Source organism: Methylobacterium nonmethylotrophicum, from assembly GCF_004745635.1.
Taxonomy (GTDB): Bacteria; Pseudomonadota; Alphaproteobacteria; order Rhizobiales; family Beijerinckiaceae; genus Methylobacterium; species Methylobacterium nonmethylotrophicum.
The window spans coordinates 64389-79162 of record NZ_SRLB01000014.1 but is presented as its reverse complement, the minus strand read 5'-3'; the positions used below and the strand labels follow the sequence as shown (position 1 = coordinate 79162).

The window sequence follows — 14774 nt, the reverse complement described above, 5'->3', positions numbered from 1 at the left end:
GCGTTCACCATCGCCGCCCGGGCCTTTCGTCTTTCTTAAACCTAACGGCGACGCTGATCAGGTCCGTCCTGTTATGGTTAATGTTAGATAAATCTGCCGCCGGGAGAGTTGTTTCGTTCACCAGTACAGTGAATTCTTAATCGTCCGGCCCCTAGCGTCGGGCGCATGTTCACCCTTTCCCGCCATGACGCCCCGCCTCGGGGGCCGGTGCGCCGGACGCGGCCATCCCCGGACGGTCCGTCTCCGGTCCCGCCGTCCTTCCCGCGCGGATCGTGCTTGCGGGGCGGGCGGCGGGGGGCGGCGCCGGCGGCGCGGTCTCCGGCCGGCCCGTCGGGGTGAACGTGTCGGATGGAACCAGATTCGGAAGGCGCACCCTTCGCCAAGACCCTTACGGACAGACGCCCATGCCCCTGCGCATCCATCTCAAGCCGTTCGAGCGGCTGATCATCAACGGCGCGGCGCTCCGCAACGGCGAGCGCGCCACGAACCTCCTGATCGAGAACACCTGCAAGTTCCTGCGCGAGAGCGAGATCATCCCGGAGAGCGGCGCCGACACCGCCTGCAAGCGCCTCTGCGTCACGCTCCAGCTGATCTACCTCGCCGACCATCCCCTCGAGGCCGACGACCTCCTGGTGCGGCAATCGCTCGAGATCCTGCGCAGCATCCCGACGAGCGCCCCCTACCTGGTGGCGATCCAGGACGAGCTCGCGGCCAAGCAGTACCACCGCGCCCTGAAGGTCGGCCGCGAGCTCGTCGCCTACGAGCGCAGCCTGCTGGCCCGGCTGACCGGCGCGACCGACGCCGCCTGAGCGCGGCGTCCGGCCCTCGGCCCTGACGGTCCGCGAGACGGCCTCGCGCTTCGTCGCATCCCGGTCTCCTTCGATCCTCCCCGCCGGCGGCCGCGCCCCGGTGGGATCGCGGCGTTTCAAGCGGGGCCGCCCGGCGCGTGAGCCGGGCCCGCTATCCTGCCCAAACCCCGGCCGCCCCCGCGCGTTGCCTCTCTCCAGAACCGGAGGGGTGATGCTGATCTTCGAATGGATCGCGGGCGTGCTCGTCGTCGCGGTCCTGCTCGCCGGGCTGGCGCGGCGCCTCGGGGCGCCGTTCCCGGCCTTCCTCGCCATCGGCGGCGCGGTGCTGGCCTTCGTGCCCCAGGTGCCGAACCTGCGCCTCGACCCGGACCTGGCGCTCGCCCTCTTCCTCGCTCCCGTCCTGCTCGACGCCGCCTACGACACCAGCCTGCGCGACCTCCGGCGCAACTGGATGCCCGTCGCCGGCCTCGTCGTCGGGGCGGTCGGCGTCACCACCGCGGCGGTGGCGCTGGTGGTGCGCTGGCTCGTGCCCGACATGCCGCTCTCCGCGGCCATCGTGCTCGGCGCCATCGTGGCGCCGCCGGACGCGGTGGCGGCGCTCTCGGTCCTGGCCCATGCCCGGCTGCCGCACCGCCTCGTCACTCTCCTCAAGGGCGAGAGCCTGTTCAACGACGCCTCGTCGCTGCTGATCTACCGCTTAGGGCTCGGCGCCGTGGCGACCGGGTCGTTCTCGGCCGGCGAGGTCGCCCCGACCTTCCTCGTCGGCGTCGTCGGCGGGCTCGTCGCCGGGCCGGCGCTCGCGGTGCTCTACGTCCGGCTGATGCGCCGGGTCACCGATCCGCCGAGCGCCGTGGTGCTGCAATTCATCACGACCTTCGGCCTCTGGCTCGCGGCCGAGCGGGTCGGCGTCTCGGGGGTGCTCACGGTGGTGAGCTTCGGCCTCACGGTGTCGCGGATCGCCCCCCGCGCGATGCCGGCCCACCTGCGGGTCACCTCCAACACCGTCTGGGAGACGGCGGTGTTCGTGCTCAACGTGCTCGCCTTCGTGCTGATCGGCCTGCAGATCGGCCCGCTCCTCGAGGGCTTGGGGCCGGCCGAGCGCAGCCGCTACGCGCTCGTCGCCGCGGCGGTGTTCGGCACCACGGTGGCGGTGCGCCTCGCCTGGGTGCTCGGCGCGCGGGGGGCTGGCCGGCTCTGGCACCGCCTCGCCGGGCCGATCGGCCCGAAATCGATCGTTCCTGGCCCGATCGGTCTGCGCTCGGGCGCCACGGTGGCCTGGTGCGGCATGCGCGGCGTCGTCACCATCGCGCTCGCGCTGGCGCTTCCGGGCGAGTTCCCGCACCGCGACCTCGTGGTGCTGACGGCGTTCTGCGTCGTGCTCGGCACCCTGGTGATCCAGGGCCTCACCTTGCGCCCGCTGCTGGCCTGGTTCTCCCTCGGGGACGACGATCCGGTCGGGCTCGAGATCGGCCGGGCCCGGGCCGCGGCCTACCGGGCCGCCCGCGACAGCCTGGCGGACGACAGCTCGCCCCATGCCGAGGCCCTGCGGCGCGAGTTCGACGCCGGCATCCGCGAGGCCGAGGCCCACGACGAGGGCCTGGCCCCGGAGAGCCTGCCGGCCGATTCCCTGCGCCGCCGCGCCGTCGAGGCCGCCCGCGGCGCCATCCTGGCGATGCGCGAGCGCGACGAGATCGGCGACGACGCCTATCTGCGCCTCGAGGAGGAACTGGACTGGGCCGAGCTCAGCGCCACGCCGCGGGAGGAGGTGGCGCCGTAACGGAGCCGGCGCGGTGCCGGGCCGCGCCGGACGGACAGCAAAAACGATGGTCAGAGCCGAACGGATGGGGCTATCCCGGTCGGCGCGAAGACAGCACCCCCCGCGCCCGGGCGAGGACGACCCGCGCGGGGACGAAAGACACGCACGAGCGAGACGCCATGCACGCCACCCGAATGCCCTCGTCGCGGCCGCCCTCCTGGATGTCGCGGTTCTTCACGAGCGGGCCCGTCACCTGCATCGAGGACCTGCGCGTGCTCGCCGAGCGGCGGGTGCCGCGGATGTTCTACGACTACGCCGATTCCGGGTCGTACTCGGAGGGCACCTACCGGGCGAACGAGGACGACTTCTCCAGGATCAAGCTGCGCCAGCGCGTCGCCGTCGACATGACGAACCGCACGCTCGCCAGCACCATGGTGGGCCAGCCGGTGAGCATGCCGGTGGCCCTGGCGCCGACCGGCCTCACGGGGATGCAGCACGCCGACGGCGAGATCCTGGCTGCCCGGGCCGCCGCCAAGGCCGGCGTGCCGTTCACGCTCTCGACCATGAGCATCTGCTCGATCGAGGACGTGGCCGAGAACACCGACGCCCCGTTCTGGTTCCAGCTCTACGTGATGCGCGACCGGGACTTCATCGACCGGCTGATCGACCGCGCCAAGGCGGCGCAGTGCTCGGCGCTGGTGCTCACCCTCGACCTCCAGATCCTGGGCCAGCGCCACAAGGACGTGAAGAACGGCCTCTCGACCCCGCCCCGGATGACGATCCCCAACATCATCAACCTGGCGACGAAGCCGCGCTGGTGCCTCAACATGCTGCGCACCCAGCGGCGCACCTTCCGCAACATCGTCGGGCACGCGCAAGGGGTGGGCGACCTGCGCTCCCTCTCGTCCTGGACCGCCGAGCAGTTCGATCCCCGGCTCAACTGGGACGACGTCAAGCGCATCCGCGACCGCTGGGGCGGCAAGCTAATCCTCAAGGGGATCCTCGATCCCGAGGACGCGGAACTGGCCGCCCAGAGCGGCGCCGAGGCGATGATCGTCTCCAACCACGGCGGCCGTCAGCTCGACGGGGCGATCTCGTCGATCGCGGCGCTGCCGGAGATCGTCCGGACGGTCGGCGACCGGATCGAGGTTCTGATGGATGGCGGCATCCGCTCGGGGCAGGACGTCATCAAGGCGCTGGCGCTCGGCGCCCATGGCGTCTTCATCGGCCGCGCCTTCCTGTACGGGCTCGGGGCCGGCGGCGAGGCGGGCGTGACCCAGTGCCTCGACATCATCCGCAAGGAGCTCGACGTCACGATGGCGATGTGCGGCCTGCGCGACGTGCGCCAAGTCGACGAGCGGATCCTGGCCGGCAAGCCGGCGCTCGCCAACCGGCCGTTCTGACGAAAAAGGGCCCGCCCGGCGCCGGCCGGGCGGGTTCCTCCGCCTTACATGCGGTGCATGCGGCGATGCATCATGTGCCGCCGGTGCATCATGTGCCGCCGGTGCATCATGTGGCGGCGATGCATCATGTGCCGCCGCATCATGTGGCGACGCATCATCCGGCGCTCGTGATGCATCATGGCCGCCTGCTCGACCATCGGGGCGCCGGCCTGGATGCCGGCCGGGCTCGCCGGGGCGGCGGAGGCCGCGCCGATGCCGAGGGTGAGGCTGCCGAGAACGGCCGCCGCCGCGAGGCCCAGAGTCAACGTCTTCATCTTGGGGATCTCCCTCTCCCGAGCTCCCGCCCCATGGCGGGACTCGGCCCACCGGAACGGCGGGTAGGCAGGAAAGTTTCATCCAACGGCGAAGGTTCCGGTAGGCCATTCGTTTCATGCCCGCCGGGTGCCCAAAGAAAAAGCAACCCCGCCGCGTACCCGCGGGGCCTGTCACGCGTTGACCTCCGCATCGGCGGCGGGTGCCGCAACGACAGGAGGGAGCGCCACGCCATGTACGAGGGCATCCGGATCCAGGCCGACCCGGACGGCACGTTCACGCTCTACAGCGACACCCGGGTGATCCTGCGCGGGCTGACCCGCGAGCGCGCCTACCGCCTCGCCGGCCGGCTCGGCGAGTTCGTGCGGTATTGACTTCGTGCACGACCGATAAGGAACGCCTCAGGTCGACGGCCAGCTGACCATGGCGGAGAAGTCCTGCGTGTGGTTGCGCAGACGCACGGTCAGGGCGAGGCTGTCGGGCGCTGGTCCATCGCCCAAGGGCACCCGGAACAGGAAGCCGCAGCGGGCGCCCTGCGCGTTGCCACGGGCCGCCGTCACGTCGTGGCGCAGGTCGTGCGTCCTCGTGACCTGCCGGTGCGGGCCTGCGACCATCTCGACCGCGTCGACATAGGCCCCGTCCGCGCCGAGGGACCAGCCGCTGACCGTCAGGATGTTGCCGCGCGTCACCCGGCATTCGTCGATGTAGAGGGAGGCGTTCTCCCGGTCCCCGAGCTGCGAGCGATGCGGGTCGACGGATCCGGAGCGGCGCGAGCCGATCATCATCGCGGCGGCGGGGGACACCTTGGCCCGGCCCGACCGGATCGGGATCTCCGCAATGGTCTCGTCGGTGTAGCGCAGCGACCGGGTCTTCGAGTTGGTGACGATGAACAGCAGGCTGTCGAGGCCGATCTCGTCCGCCAGCTCCTGCGCCCGGACCAGGTCGTCGGGGTGGTCGTTGCCGTCGAACAGGATGTACTTCCACTCGACGAAGGTGTCCGGATTGCCGTAGGTCTTGGCATCCCGCATGAACCGCAGGGCCTCCTCGAGGGAGCCGTTGATGCGGTATCTCTGGTACTCGGCCTGCCGCACCCCGTCGCAGGACACGACCAGGCGGTCGATATAGGTGTCGCCGAGGCTCGTCCGGAAGTCGGCGTTCCCGGTCGTGGTGACCTCCTGGATCGTCCGCGGCGAGAGGGAGCGCACCGTGTCGACGAGGTCGCGGAAACCGGGATGCAGCAGCGGCTCGCCCCAGCCGAGGTAATGCACCTCGTCGACCGTGATGCCGGAGCGCACGCAGCTGCGGATCAGGTTGCCGAGCAGTTCCGGCGAGAGATGGTCGTCGTTCCGGCGCCGCCCCAGCTCCTGCTTGCGCTTGCAGGACGGGCAGGCCAGCCGGCAATCGAGCGTCGGCTCGACCATGATCCGTACCCGCGATTCCAGGGTATCGACGGGCCGGTCGTTCGGCGAATAGCAGTCGCAGGTCTCGCACTTGCCGGGCCACGGCGCCCGGCCTTCCTGGAACGACCGCCGGATATGCTCGTAGATCGCGCCGCCGAAGACCTGCTTGATCGACCAGCCTGGCTTGGAGGCAACGTCGCCAACATGGATATAGTAGCCATTGCTGTCATCGCAGGACAGATGGCCGTCCGCCTTGAGGGTGAGCTGGCGCAGGATCCGGCAATCCATGGGTTTCTCCCTCGCGGGGGTGAGCGGCCCGGGGTCTCCTCCATGTTTACGCGGTTCTCGCCAGTGACGTGTCGCCGTCGAGACACAGCCCGGCAGATCGTGCGGGTGAGGCTCACGGCCGGGTCAGGCTGCGCCGTTCATCCCCACGGTGTTGGGACTCGGTGGGGCACCGCTCCCTCACCCCCGCAACCCCTCCGCCACCGCCACCAGCTCCGCCGCCCGGTGCGCGCAGGTGTGCCGCGCCCGGATCGTCCGCAAGCCCTGCTCGGCGAGCGCGGCGCGCAGGCCCGGATCCTGCGCGAGGTCGCGCAGGTGGCGCTCCATCGCAGGTCCGTCCGGGGCGACCAGGAAGTCGCGGCCCGCCGTGAACAGGCCCTCGCTGTCGCGCCAGGGGGCCGAGACCAGGGGGATGCCGCAGGCCAGGGCCTCGAACACCCGGATCGTCGGGATGCCGGGCAGGGCCTCGACGTAGAAGCGCCGCGGCACGTGGACGGTGGCGAGGTGGCGGGAAAACACCTCCGGGGCGCGGGCGTTCGGCAGCCAGCCGCGGTAGCGGGCGCCGTGCTGGCGCAGCACGTCCAGGGCCTCCTCCGGGTAGCGCACGCCCCAGACGTCGAGGGGCAGGCCGGTCCGCCGGGCGGGCCCGAACAGGAACCGCTCCAGCTCGGCGCTGCGCTCGCCGTCGCCCCAGTTGCCGATCCAGACCAGCCCGTCGCGGGGGAGGGGGGTGGCCGGCGGGCGAAACAGGCGGGTATCGGCGGCCTCGTGCCACACGAAGACGCGGTTGCCCCAGCCCCAGCCGCGATAGACCTCCGCCAGGGTCTCGCCGAAGGCCAGCACGCCGTCGTACCCTGAGAGATCATAGGCCCGCATCGCGTCTGGCTCGCTCACCGCCCGGTGGTGGGTGTCGTGGAAGAGCAGCGTGAAGCGGCCGCCGTTGCGCCGGGCCGCGCCGATGCGGGCGACGAGGGCGGGCGCGTTCCACTCGTGCACCAGCACGAGGTCGGCGCCGTCGAGGGCGGCGTCCAGCGACGCGTCGTCCAAGCCGAAGTCTGGCGGGTCGATCGTGGCGGTGAGTTCGGGGTAGGGCGCGAGGGAGGCGGCGAGGCCCGCCGCGCCGTGATCGCGAAGCAGATTCTCGACGCTCCAGGCGCCCTCCGGCTCGTGGGCCGCGACCGTGTGGCCCAGCGCCTGGAGCTCGCGCAGCACGCCGCGCAGGAAGTGGGCGTTGCCGTGGTTCCAGCACGAGCGCAGGGAATGCGTGAAGGCGACGATCCTCACGCCGGCACCCCGGCCCGCAGGGCGGGGGCCTCCAGCACGGTCCGGTAGGCGTCGAGCACGCCGGCCGTCATCGCCTCGACCGTGTAGGTCCCGGCCCGCGCCCGCGCCTCGGCGCCGAGCCGCGCCCGGATCGCGGGATCGGCCGCCACCATCTCGATCGCGCAGGCGAAGCCCGCATCGTCGTCGGGCGCGATGAAGATCGCGGCCTCGTCCCACAACTCGCGGAAGGTCGGGATGTCGGAGAGCACCAGGGCGCAACCGGCGCTCGCGGCCTCCAGCACGCCGAGGCCGAAGGGCTCGTAGCGGGCGGCGGAGGCGTAGACCGGCGCGCCCGCGAGCCAGCGCGCCACGTCCTGGTCGCTCAGGCGGCCGAGGGGCCGCAGGTGCTCGGGGGAGAACTGCGCCGCGTTCGGCCCCTTCAGGTCGCCGGCGGCGAGGAAGGGCAGGCGCATCCGCGCCGCGGCCCGATCGAGGGTGCGGGCGTTCTTGCCCTCGTCCCAGAGCCGTCCGGCCGTGAAGGCGAAGGGGGAGGCCGCCGTGCCGGCCGGGGTGCGGTGACCCCGCGCGGCGGCGCTGCGGCGACCGTTGCGCACGACCTGCGGCGGGGCGAGGCCGTAGGTCGCGGCGGTCGCCGCCGCGAAGGCGTGGGTGGGGCTGATGAGCGCGTCGACCCGGCGGTAGCCCTCCGCCACCAGGTTCGCCCGCCAGGCGAGGTCAGGCGGCAGGGGCCCGGGGCGCATCGCCGCCCACCAGGTCGCCACGCAGGAATGCGCCACCGCCACCACGGGGGCACCGAACGCGGCGATGCCGGCGAGCGCCGGGCTGTTGAGGTGGATGAGGTCGGCGCCGGCCCGCTCGGCCTCCCGGGCGACCATCGCGGCGGCGGCCTCGACCTCGCCGGGCGTGAGCGCGGTCCAGTCGAGGCTGGCCCCGAGGGGGCACAGGGCGACGCCGCGGATGGCGCGGGCGGCGCGCAGCTGGTCATGGCCCGGCTCGGGCCCGAGGACCGCGAGCGTCACGCCGACGCCCTGGCGGGTCAGCTCCTCGGCCAGGTCGAGCCCGTACTGCCAGACGCCCCCGACCGCATCGACGGTCATGAACACGTTGAGGACCGGCGCGCCGCGATGCGGGATCGGGCGTCCGGCCGGGACCGTCAGGCTGGGCAGCATGCCGCCTCCAGTTCGCGCAACGGGGCCGGCCGCTCCTCCTGGATCTCGCTGAAGCGGTCGAACTGGCCGAGGTAATGGGCGTGGGCCCGCTCCCAGGCCTCTCCGTCCGGCTCGCCCCACAGGCGGCGATAGTCGGGCGAGGACGGGTAGGGGTAGAGCGGCACGGGATCGTTGGCCCAGACGCCGGCGGCGCGCAGGCGGTCGCGCCAGGCCGCCACGAGGTCGGGATCGTCGCCCGCCACCTTGATCAGGTTCGCCTGCACGAACGGCACCGAGCGGCGGGCATGGATCAGGCGCTCGGCGAGGTCGTCGGTCGAGGCGCGGCAGTTCTTGTCGAGCAGCGCGCGGCCGGCCTCCGTCAGGCTCTCGACCCCGGCCTCGATCGAGACGCAGCCCGCCGCCCCGAGGAGGTCGAGCATGTCGGGCTTCCACAGGTCGATCCGGGTCTGGACCCCGAATTCGACCCGGCGGGTCGCCAGGGCCTCGAGCAGCGGCTTCTGGGGCAGGAAGATCTCGTCGATGAAGTAGAGGTAGGTGACGCCCTGCGCGATCAGCCGGTCGACCTCCTCCAGGATCAGCGGCAGGGCGCGCCGCCGGTACTTGTCCCGGAAATCGATCTTGGCGCAGAAGGTGCAGGAATACGGGCAGCCGCGCGAGGCCTCGACCTCGGCGCCCGGCCCCTCGGGCGCCCGGTCGAAGCGGTGATGGTGGTGGGCGTGGCGCGCCACCCAGGCGTCCGGCCAGGCCAGGGCCGGCAGGTCGACGAAGGTGGTCGCCGCGGGAGGCCCGGTGACGATCGTCCCGGGCCCGTCCCGGAAGGCCAGGGCCGGCACGCTTGCGGGCCGCTCCAGGCCGCCCTCGGCGAGCTGCGCCACCACCTCCTCGCACTCGCCCCGCACCACGATGTCGCAGGCGAGCTTGGCGAGCGTCGTCTCAGGCGTCACCGAGCCGTGCGGGCCGACCGCCACGGTGCGGCCGCCGCGATCGCCCAGCGCGTCCAGGAAGGCGCGGGGCACCCGCAGCTCGGGCTGGGCGCAGCGCCAGAACAGGTAGGTCGGGGCCGTGGTCACCACCGTGATGGTGGGCGCGAAATCCGCCACCCGGTCGGCCAGCGCCTCCAGCGAGAGCCCGTCGAGGGCGCCGTCGAGCATCAGCGTCTCGTGCCCCGCCCGCTCCAGCAGCACCCGGCAGGCGCCGAGCTCCAGGGGCAGGTGCGGGGAACGGCACCCGAAATAGATGCTGTTCTCGAAGCTCCAGGTCGGGTTGACGAGGGCGATTCTCAAAGCGGGCGTCCTCGGACGGAAACGGGCATCGCAGGTACTGGGGGCGACTATGTGTGATCTGGCGGGGCCGCTCCGGACGACAAGGGCTTTTCGCCCGGGTACGGTTAAGCGATCGATACCGATTGCTCGCTTGCTATGACGCCGGCGCATCGGCGCGGGATCGAGCATGCCGCCGCCGCAGGCACGCCGCGGGAACCGGATCGCCTCTCGCGCGTGTCCCCCGCCCGCGTCAGGCCGGCACCGCCCGGGCCGGGAGACGCAGGCCGCGGCTCTCCGCGAGCCAATCCGCCAGGCGGGTGAGGCCGCGGCGCCAGGGCAGCGGGGGCGGCAGGCCGAGCTCGGCGGTCGCCCGGCGGGCGTCGGAGACGTAGTAGCGCTGGTCGCCGGCGCGCCACCCCTCGAAGGCGAGGTCGAGGGGATGGCCGACGAGTCCCTCGATCGCGGCGAGCACCTGGCGCAGGGAGACCGCGTTCGCCGGGCCGCCGCCGAGATTGAAGGCCCGGCCCGTCACGCGCCCGATCCGCGCCAGCACCGCCCGGTAGGCCGCCACCGCGTCGCCGACGTCGAGCACGTCGCGGACCTGGCAGCCGTCGCCGTAGATCGTGATCGGCCGGCCCTCCAGCGCCCGGATCAGGAAATGGGCGACCCAGCCCTGGTCCTCGGTGCCCATCTGGCGCGGGCCGTAGATGCAGCTCATCCGCAGGACGCAGGTCGGCACCGCGAAGCTGCGGGCGTAGTCGAGCACGTACTGGTCGGCCGCGCCCTTCGAGCAGCCGTAGGGCGTGTGGAAGTCGAGGGAGCGGCCCTCGCCGATGCCATGGGCCAGGATACCCGGGTCGGTCGGCGCGTAGGCGTCGCCGGCGAGGCGGAACTCCAGGTCGGCGAGGTCGCCGTAGACCTTGTTGGTCGAGGCGAAGACCAGGGGCGGCGGCGCGGGGCGCCGGCGCAGGGCCTCGAGCAGGGTCAGGGTCGCCCCGAGATTGACGGAAAAATCCGTGCCCGGATCCTCGAGGCTCGTCGTCACGGCGACCTGGGCGGCGAGGTGGACGACCGCCGAGGCCTCCGCCGCCGCCGCCGACAGGCTCGCGGCGTCGCGCACGTCCGCCGTCACGGCGGAGATCCGCTGCGGATGGCGCGCCTTGAGCCAGGCGAGGTTGCCCTCGACGCCGGGGCGCAGCAGGGCGTCGTAGATGAGCACGTCGCGCCCCTCGGCCGCCAGGGCGTCCGCCAGGTTCGCGCCGATGAATCCGGCGCCGCCGGTGATCAGGACCGGCTGCCGGCCGGTCAGTGCAGGGTGCGCCGTCATCACGCCACCAGCCCGCGCCGGTCGAGCTCGCGGCGCGCCTCCTCGACCCGGTCCCGGGCCTCCTCCTGCGCCGCCACCCAGGCGGCGAGCTCCCGCAGGCCGTCCGCGAAGTCGCGGGCCGGGCGGTAGCCCAGCTCGTCGCGCGCCTTGCCGATGTCCGGGATGCAGTGCCGGATGTCGCCGGCCCGGGCCTTGCCGGCGATCTCCGGCGTCAGGTCCGGCCGGCCCATCGCCTGGCCTAAGAGGGCTGCGACCTCCCGCACCGAGCGGTCCTCGCCCGAGCCGATATTGTAGACCTGGCCGGCGGCCCTGGGTCGGTCGAGAGCGAGCAGGAAGGCCTGCGCCACGTCGTCGACCTGCACGAAGTCGCGCCGCTGGTGCCCGTCCTCGAAGATCACCGGGCGTGCGCCGTTGTGCAGGCGCGAGGCGAAGATCGCGAGCACGCCGGTATAGGGGTTCGACAGGGCCTGGCCCGGCCCGTAGGCGTTCCACAGCCGCAGGGCCACGCCCTCCATGCCGTAGGCGGGCGCCAGCATCAGGGTCAGGCGCTCCTGGGCGTACTTGGTGAGCGCGTAGACCGAGGCCAGCGCCGGGCGCTTCCATTCCGGCGTCGGCACCGGCACCAGCGGTCTTCCTTCCTCGTCGACGGGATCCCAGGGCGCGTCGGGGCCGGAGCGCGGCTGGCGCAGAACCTCCTCGCGCACCCGTCCGTCGGCGCCGCGATACAGCCCCTCGCCGTAGACGCTCATCGAGGAGGCGACCACCACGCGGCGCACCGGCCGCTCGATCAGCGCCTGGAACAGGATCGCGGTGCCGTGATCGTTGACCGCGACGTAGCGGTCGACGTCGTACATGCTCTGGCCGACCCCGACCTCGGCGGCGAGGTGGATCACCGCGTCGATCCCGATCAGGGCCTCGGCCACGGCGCGCCCGTCGCGGACGTCGCCGACGCGCAGGTCCACCGCCTCCGGCAGGCCTTCCGGCCGGGCGCGGGCGCCATCGCCGTGGACCTGCGGGATCAGGCCGTCGAGCACGCGCACCCGGTCGCCCCGGGCGACGAGGGCCCGCGCCACGGCCCGGCCGATGAAGCCGGCCCCGCCGGTGATCAGGATGGTCTGCGGCACCCGTCGCGCTCCTTCGCCTTCATTCCCGGCACGATCCCGGTCCGGGCCGGGCTCGATACATGGGACCTGTATCCTCGGGGGCTGTATCTATGGGAGCGGGGCCTTCCGAACAGGTGTCATCGTTCTGGCGTCATTCAGCCCGATTGATCCATGACGTGTCAGCGGGATAGCGCAGCCGCGGCGCGCCGCCGGCGCCCGGCGCCGCATCGTCCGGCCCTCATCCACCGAGCCCACGCGACCCTCATGCCCCTCGTTTCCCCGTCGCACGATGCGGTGCCGGCTGCTCCCGGCGCGGACCTCGCCCAACGGCAGGAAGCCGTCTCCCTCCACCGGCGGCGCCTGGCGCTCGCCCTGCCGACGCTGGCGACGGCGCTCGCCCTCGCGGCGGCGGCGACCGCCAGCGTCGGGCTGCCGGACGGGCCGCTCCCGGCCGCCGTCCTGGCGCTGTTCTGCCTGGCGATGGCCTGGCAGGCCTATATCGCCTGGCAGTACCTCTACGGCGCGGTCGCGGCCGGCCTCGGGGCGCGGGTCCTGTCGGGGGTGGAGCGGCAGGCCGCCGCGCTGCCGCCGAAGGCCAGCGGCCGCAGCCGCACCGCCGCCCTGGTGGCGATCCACGCCGAGGACGCCGTCGCGGTCTTCGCGGCGATCCGGGTCATGGCCCGCTCGCTCGCCCGCGCCGGCGGCGATGGGCGCGACCTCGACATCTTCGTCCTCAGCGACACCCGCGACCCGGAGATCGCCGCCGTCGAGGCGCGCGAATTCGCCCGCATCCAGGCGTGGCGCGCGAGCGCCGGGCCCGGCCTGCCGGCGATCCGCTACCGCCGCCGCCGGGACAATACCGGGCGCAAGGCGGGCAATATCGGGGAGTTCTGCAGCACCTATGGCGACGAGTACGACTTCATGATCGTGCTCGACGCCGACAGCCTGATGACCGGTGCGGCCATGCGCCGCCTGGTGCGGCTGATGGAGGAGAACCCGCGGGTCGGGCTGATCCAGACCGTCAGCTACGCGGCCGGGCGCGACACGCTCTTCGCCCGCATCCAGCAATTCGCGGTGCGGCTCTACGCCCCGCTGTCGATCCGGGCGCTGGAGACCTGGCAGGGGCCGGATGGCGGCTACTGGGGCCACAACGCCATCCTGCGCATCGCGGCCTTTGCGGCCAATGCCGAACTGCCGGTCCTGCCCGGGCGCCCGCCGCTCGGCGGCGAGATCCTGTGCCACGACACGGTCGAGGGGGCGCTGCTGCGCCGGGCCGGCTGGGAGCTGCGCCTCCTGCCGGAGGAGCCCGGGACCTGGGAGGAGATGCCCACCAACCTCACCGACCTGCTCGGCCGCGAGCGGCGCTGGTGCCAGGGCAACCTGCAGCATCTCGGTCTCATCGGGATGCCGGGCCTCACCGGAGGCAGCCGCTGGCATCTCGGCGCGGGCATCCTGTCCTACCTCGTCGCGCCGGTCTGGGTCGCCTTCCTGGCGCTCGGCACCTGGCAGGCGGTGCGCAGCGGCGATCTCGGGCTGCTGGCCTACGGGCTGACCGGCGAGGGGCCGGCGGCGGCGGTCCTGGCTTCCCTGAGCCTCGCCGTCCTCGCCCTGCCGAAGCTCCTCAGCCTCGGCCACGTGCTCGTCTCGGCCCAGCGCCGCGCCGCTTTCGGGGGTACGCGGAGCCTCCTGGCGAGCGCCGCCCTCGAACAGGCCCTGTGGGTGCTGCTCTGGCCGGTCATGACCCTGTTCAACGCCGGTGCCGTGCTGTCGACCTTCGCGGGCCGGGTGGTGCGCTGGGAGACGCAGGCCCGCGACGACCGCCGGGTGCCGTGGTCCGAGGCCTGCCGGCTCCAGGCCGACTCGCTGGTCGCCGGCGGCCTCCTGGCGGCGGCGCTCCTCTATGCCGGCGACCCGCTCATCGCCCTCTGGATGGCGCCGCTGGTCGTCGCCCTGCTGGCGAGCCCCGCCCTCAGCGTGCTCACCAGCCGGTCCGATCTCGGCCACGCGGCGCGCCGGCGCGGCCTCTTCCTCACCGTCGACGACACCGCCCAGGCACCGGAATTGCGCGACCTCGCGGCGGCCCGCGCCGCGCCGCCGGCGCCGGCTCTCCCCCGGCCGCAGCCGGTCCGCGGCGAGGCCCCGGTCTGGCTTGCCACCGCCACGGACGACGCGAAGGCCTCGCCGCCGCGGTAAGAGTCTTACTGCGCCGGCTTGCCCAGCACCTTGATCGGGTCGGTGCGCTGGCTCGGCGACGGCTCGGCGGTCAGGCTGTCGGCGCGCTCCTCCGGCCTCGCGCGGGTGCTGCCGGTGGTGGCGGGGCTGCCCTGGCCGGCGGTGGCGCCGTTGCGCGGGCTCGTCACCGGCACGGCGCCGCTGGCGAGTTCGAGGCAGGTCAGCATCTCGACGTAGCTCGGGAAGCCGCCGGCATTCGATTGCTGCGCACACTGGTTCCTGGCCGGGCCGGAGAACTCGCCCCAGCGCTTGCGCAACTCGTCGCCCGCCGAGCGCTCGGAGCGCAGGCAGCCATCGGAGCCGGATTCCTGGCTGACGGAGGCGCGGCCGGGCGAGTTGCAGGTGGCCTCGATGTTGAGCCGGGGCGGGCCATCCGCCGCGGCGAGAACGAGCTGGGCACTCAGGAGCGCGAGGGGCAGGGCGGCGGGCATG

The 14774-nt window shown here is 73.1% G+C and carries 13 protein-coding genes; 5 read left to right on the top strand and 8 right to left on the bottom strand.

From position 1 onward, the window contains the following. Window positions 1–404 precede the first annotated feature (404 nt). The 3 genes from EU555_RS19660 to EU555_RS19650 all read left to right on the top strand — a co-directional run bounded on the left by EU555_RS19660 (window position 405) and on the right by EU555_RS19650 (window position 3968). On the top strand, window positions 405–809 hold the full coding sequence (locus tag EU555_RS19660; protein ID WP_135416922.1) for a flagellar biosynthesis repressor FlbT: 405 nt from the start codon (window positions 405–407) through the stop codon (window positions 807–809). A 211-nt stretch (window positions 810–1020) separates the two neighbouring features. Continuing rightward, complete coding sequence (locus tag EU555_RS19655; protein ID WP_135416921.1) at window positions 1021–2586, top strand: cation:proton antiporter; 1566 nt, start codon at window positions 1021–1023, stop codon at window positions 2584–2586. Window positions 2587–2786: 200 nt separating this feature from the next. Then, on the top strand, window positions 2787–3968 hold the full coding sequence (locus EU555_RS19650; RefSeq protein WP_135417023.1) for an alpha-hydroxy acid oxidase: 1182 nt from the start codon (window positions 2787–2789) through the stop codon (window positions 3966–3968). Between the two features lie 44 nt (window positions 3969–4012). Here the strand turns inward: EU555_RS19650 and EU555_RS19645 are convergent, their stop codons facing one another. Continuing rightward, a complete protein-coding gene (locus EU555_RS19645) occupies window positions 4013–4282 on the bottom strand; it encodes a hypothetical protein (RefSeq protein WP_135416920.1) in 270 nt (89 codons plus the stop codon). Window positions 4283–4513: 231 nt separating this feature from the next. Here EU555_RS19645 and EU555_RS36285 point away from each other — a divergent pair, with 231 nt between their 5' ends. After that, the gene (locus EU555_RS36285; protein ID WP_167858613.1) at window positions 4514–4654 is read left to right on the top strand and encodes a hypothetical protein; all 141 of its coding nucleotides are present in this window, start codon (window positions 4514–4516) and stop codon (window positions 4652–4654) included. Window positions 4655–4681: 27 nt separating this feature from the next. On the opposite strand, the gene EU555_RS19640 is transcribed toward EU555_RS36285, so the two are convergent. The 6 genes from EU555_RS19640 to EU555_RS19615 form a co-directional block, all read right to left on the bottom strand. Continuing rightward, the gene (locus tag EU555_RS19640; RefSeq protein WP_135416919.1) at window positions 4682–5968 is read right to left on the bottom strand and encodes a radical SAM protein; all 1287 of its coding nucleotides are present in this window, start codon (window positions 5966–5968) and stop codon (window positions 4682–4684) included. Window positions 5969–6145: 177 nt separating this feature from the next. Next, window positions 6146–7249 (bottom strand): CgeB family protein, encoded by a 1104-nt coding sequence (locus EU555_RS19635; RefSeq protein WP_135416918.1) that lies wholly within the window; start codon window positions 7247–7249, stop codon window positions 6146–6148. Further along, on the bottom strand, window positions 7246–8418 hold the full coding sequence (locus tag EU555_RS19630; RefSeq protein ID WP_135416917.1) for a glycosyltransferase family 4 protein: 1173 nt from the start codon (window positions 8416–8418) through the stop codon (window positions 7246–7248). Before EU555_RS19630 ends, EU555_RS19635 begins: the two co-directional genes overlap by 4 nt. Beyond that, window positions 8403–9701, bottom strand: coding sequence for a TIGR04295 family B12-binding domain-containing radical SAM protein (locus tag EU555_RS19625; protein WP_135416916.1), 1299 nt, complete (start codon window positions 9699–9701; stop codon window positions 8403–8405). The genes EU555_RS19630 and EU555_RS19625 overlap by 16 nt, the downstream gene beginning before the upstream one ends. Before the next feature lie 229 nt (window positions 9702–9930). Continuing rightward, window positions 9931–11007 carry an SDR family NAD(P)-dependent oxidoreductase gene (locus EU555_RS19620; RefSeq protein WP_205820959.1) on the bottom strand — a complete coding sequence of 359 codons (1077 nt, stop codon included), beginning with the start codon at window positions 11005–11007 and terminating at the stop codon, window positions 9931–9933. Next, complete coding sequence (locus tag EU555_RS19615; RefSeq protein ID WP_135416915.1) at window positions 11007–12131, bottom strand: NAD-dependent epimerase/dehydratase family protein; 1125 nt, start codon at window positions 12129–12131, stop codon at window positions 11007–11009. Before EU555_RS19615 ends, EU555_RS19620 begins: the two co-directional genes overlap by 1 nt. A gap of 243 nt (window positions 12132–12374) precedes the next feature. Between EU555_RS19615 and mdoH the strand changes: the two genes are divergently transcribed. Next, a complete protein-coding gene (gene mdoH / locus EU555_RS19610) occupies window positions 12375–14303 on the top strand; it encodes a glucans biosynthesis glucosyltransferase MdoH (RefSeq protein WP_135416914.1) in 1929 nt (642 codons plus the stop codon). A 5-nt stretch (window positions 14304–14308) separates the two neighbouring features. On the opposite strand, the gene EU555_RS19605 is transcribed toward mdoH, so the two are convergent. After that, the gene (locus EU555_RS19605; RefSeq protein ID WP_135416913.1) at window positions 14309–14773 is read right to left on the bottom strand and encodes a hypothetical protein; all 465 of its coding nucleotides are present in this window, start codon (window positions 14771–14773) and stop codon (window positions 14309–14311) included. Between the last annotated feature and the right edge of the window lies 1 nt (window position 14774).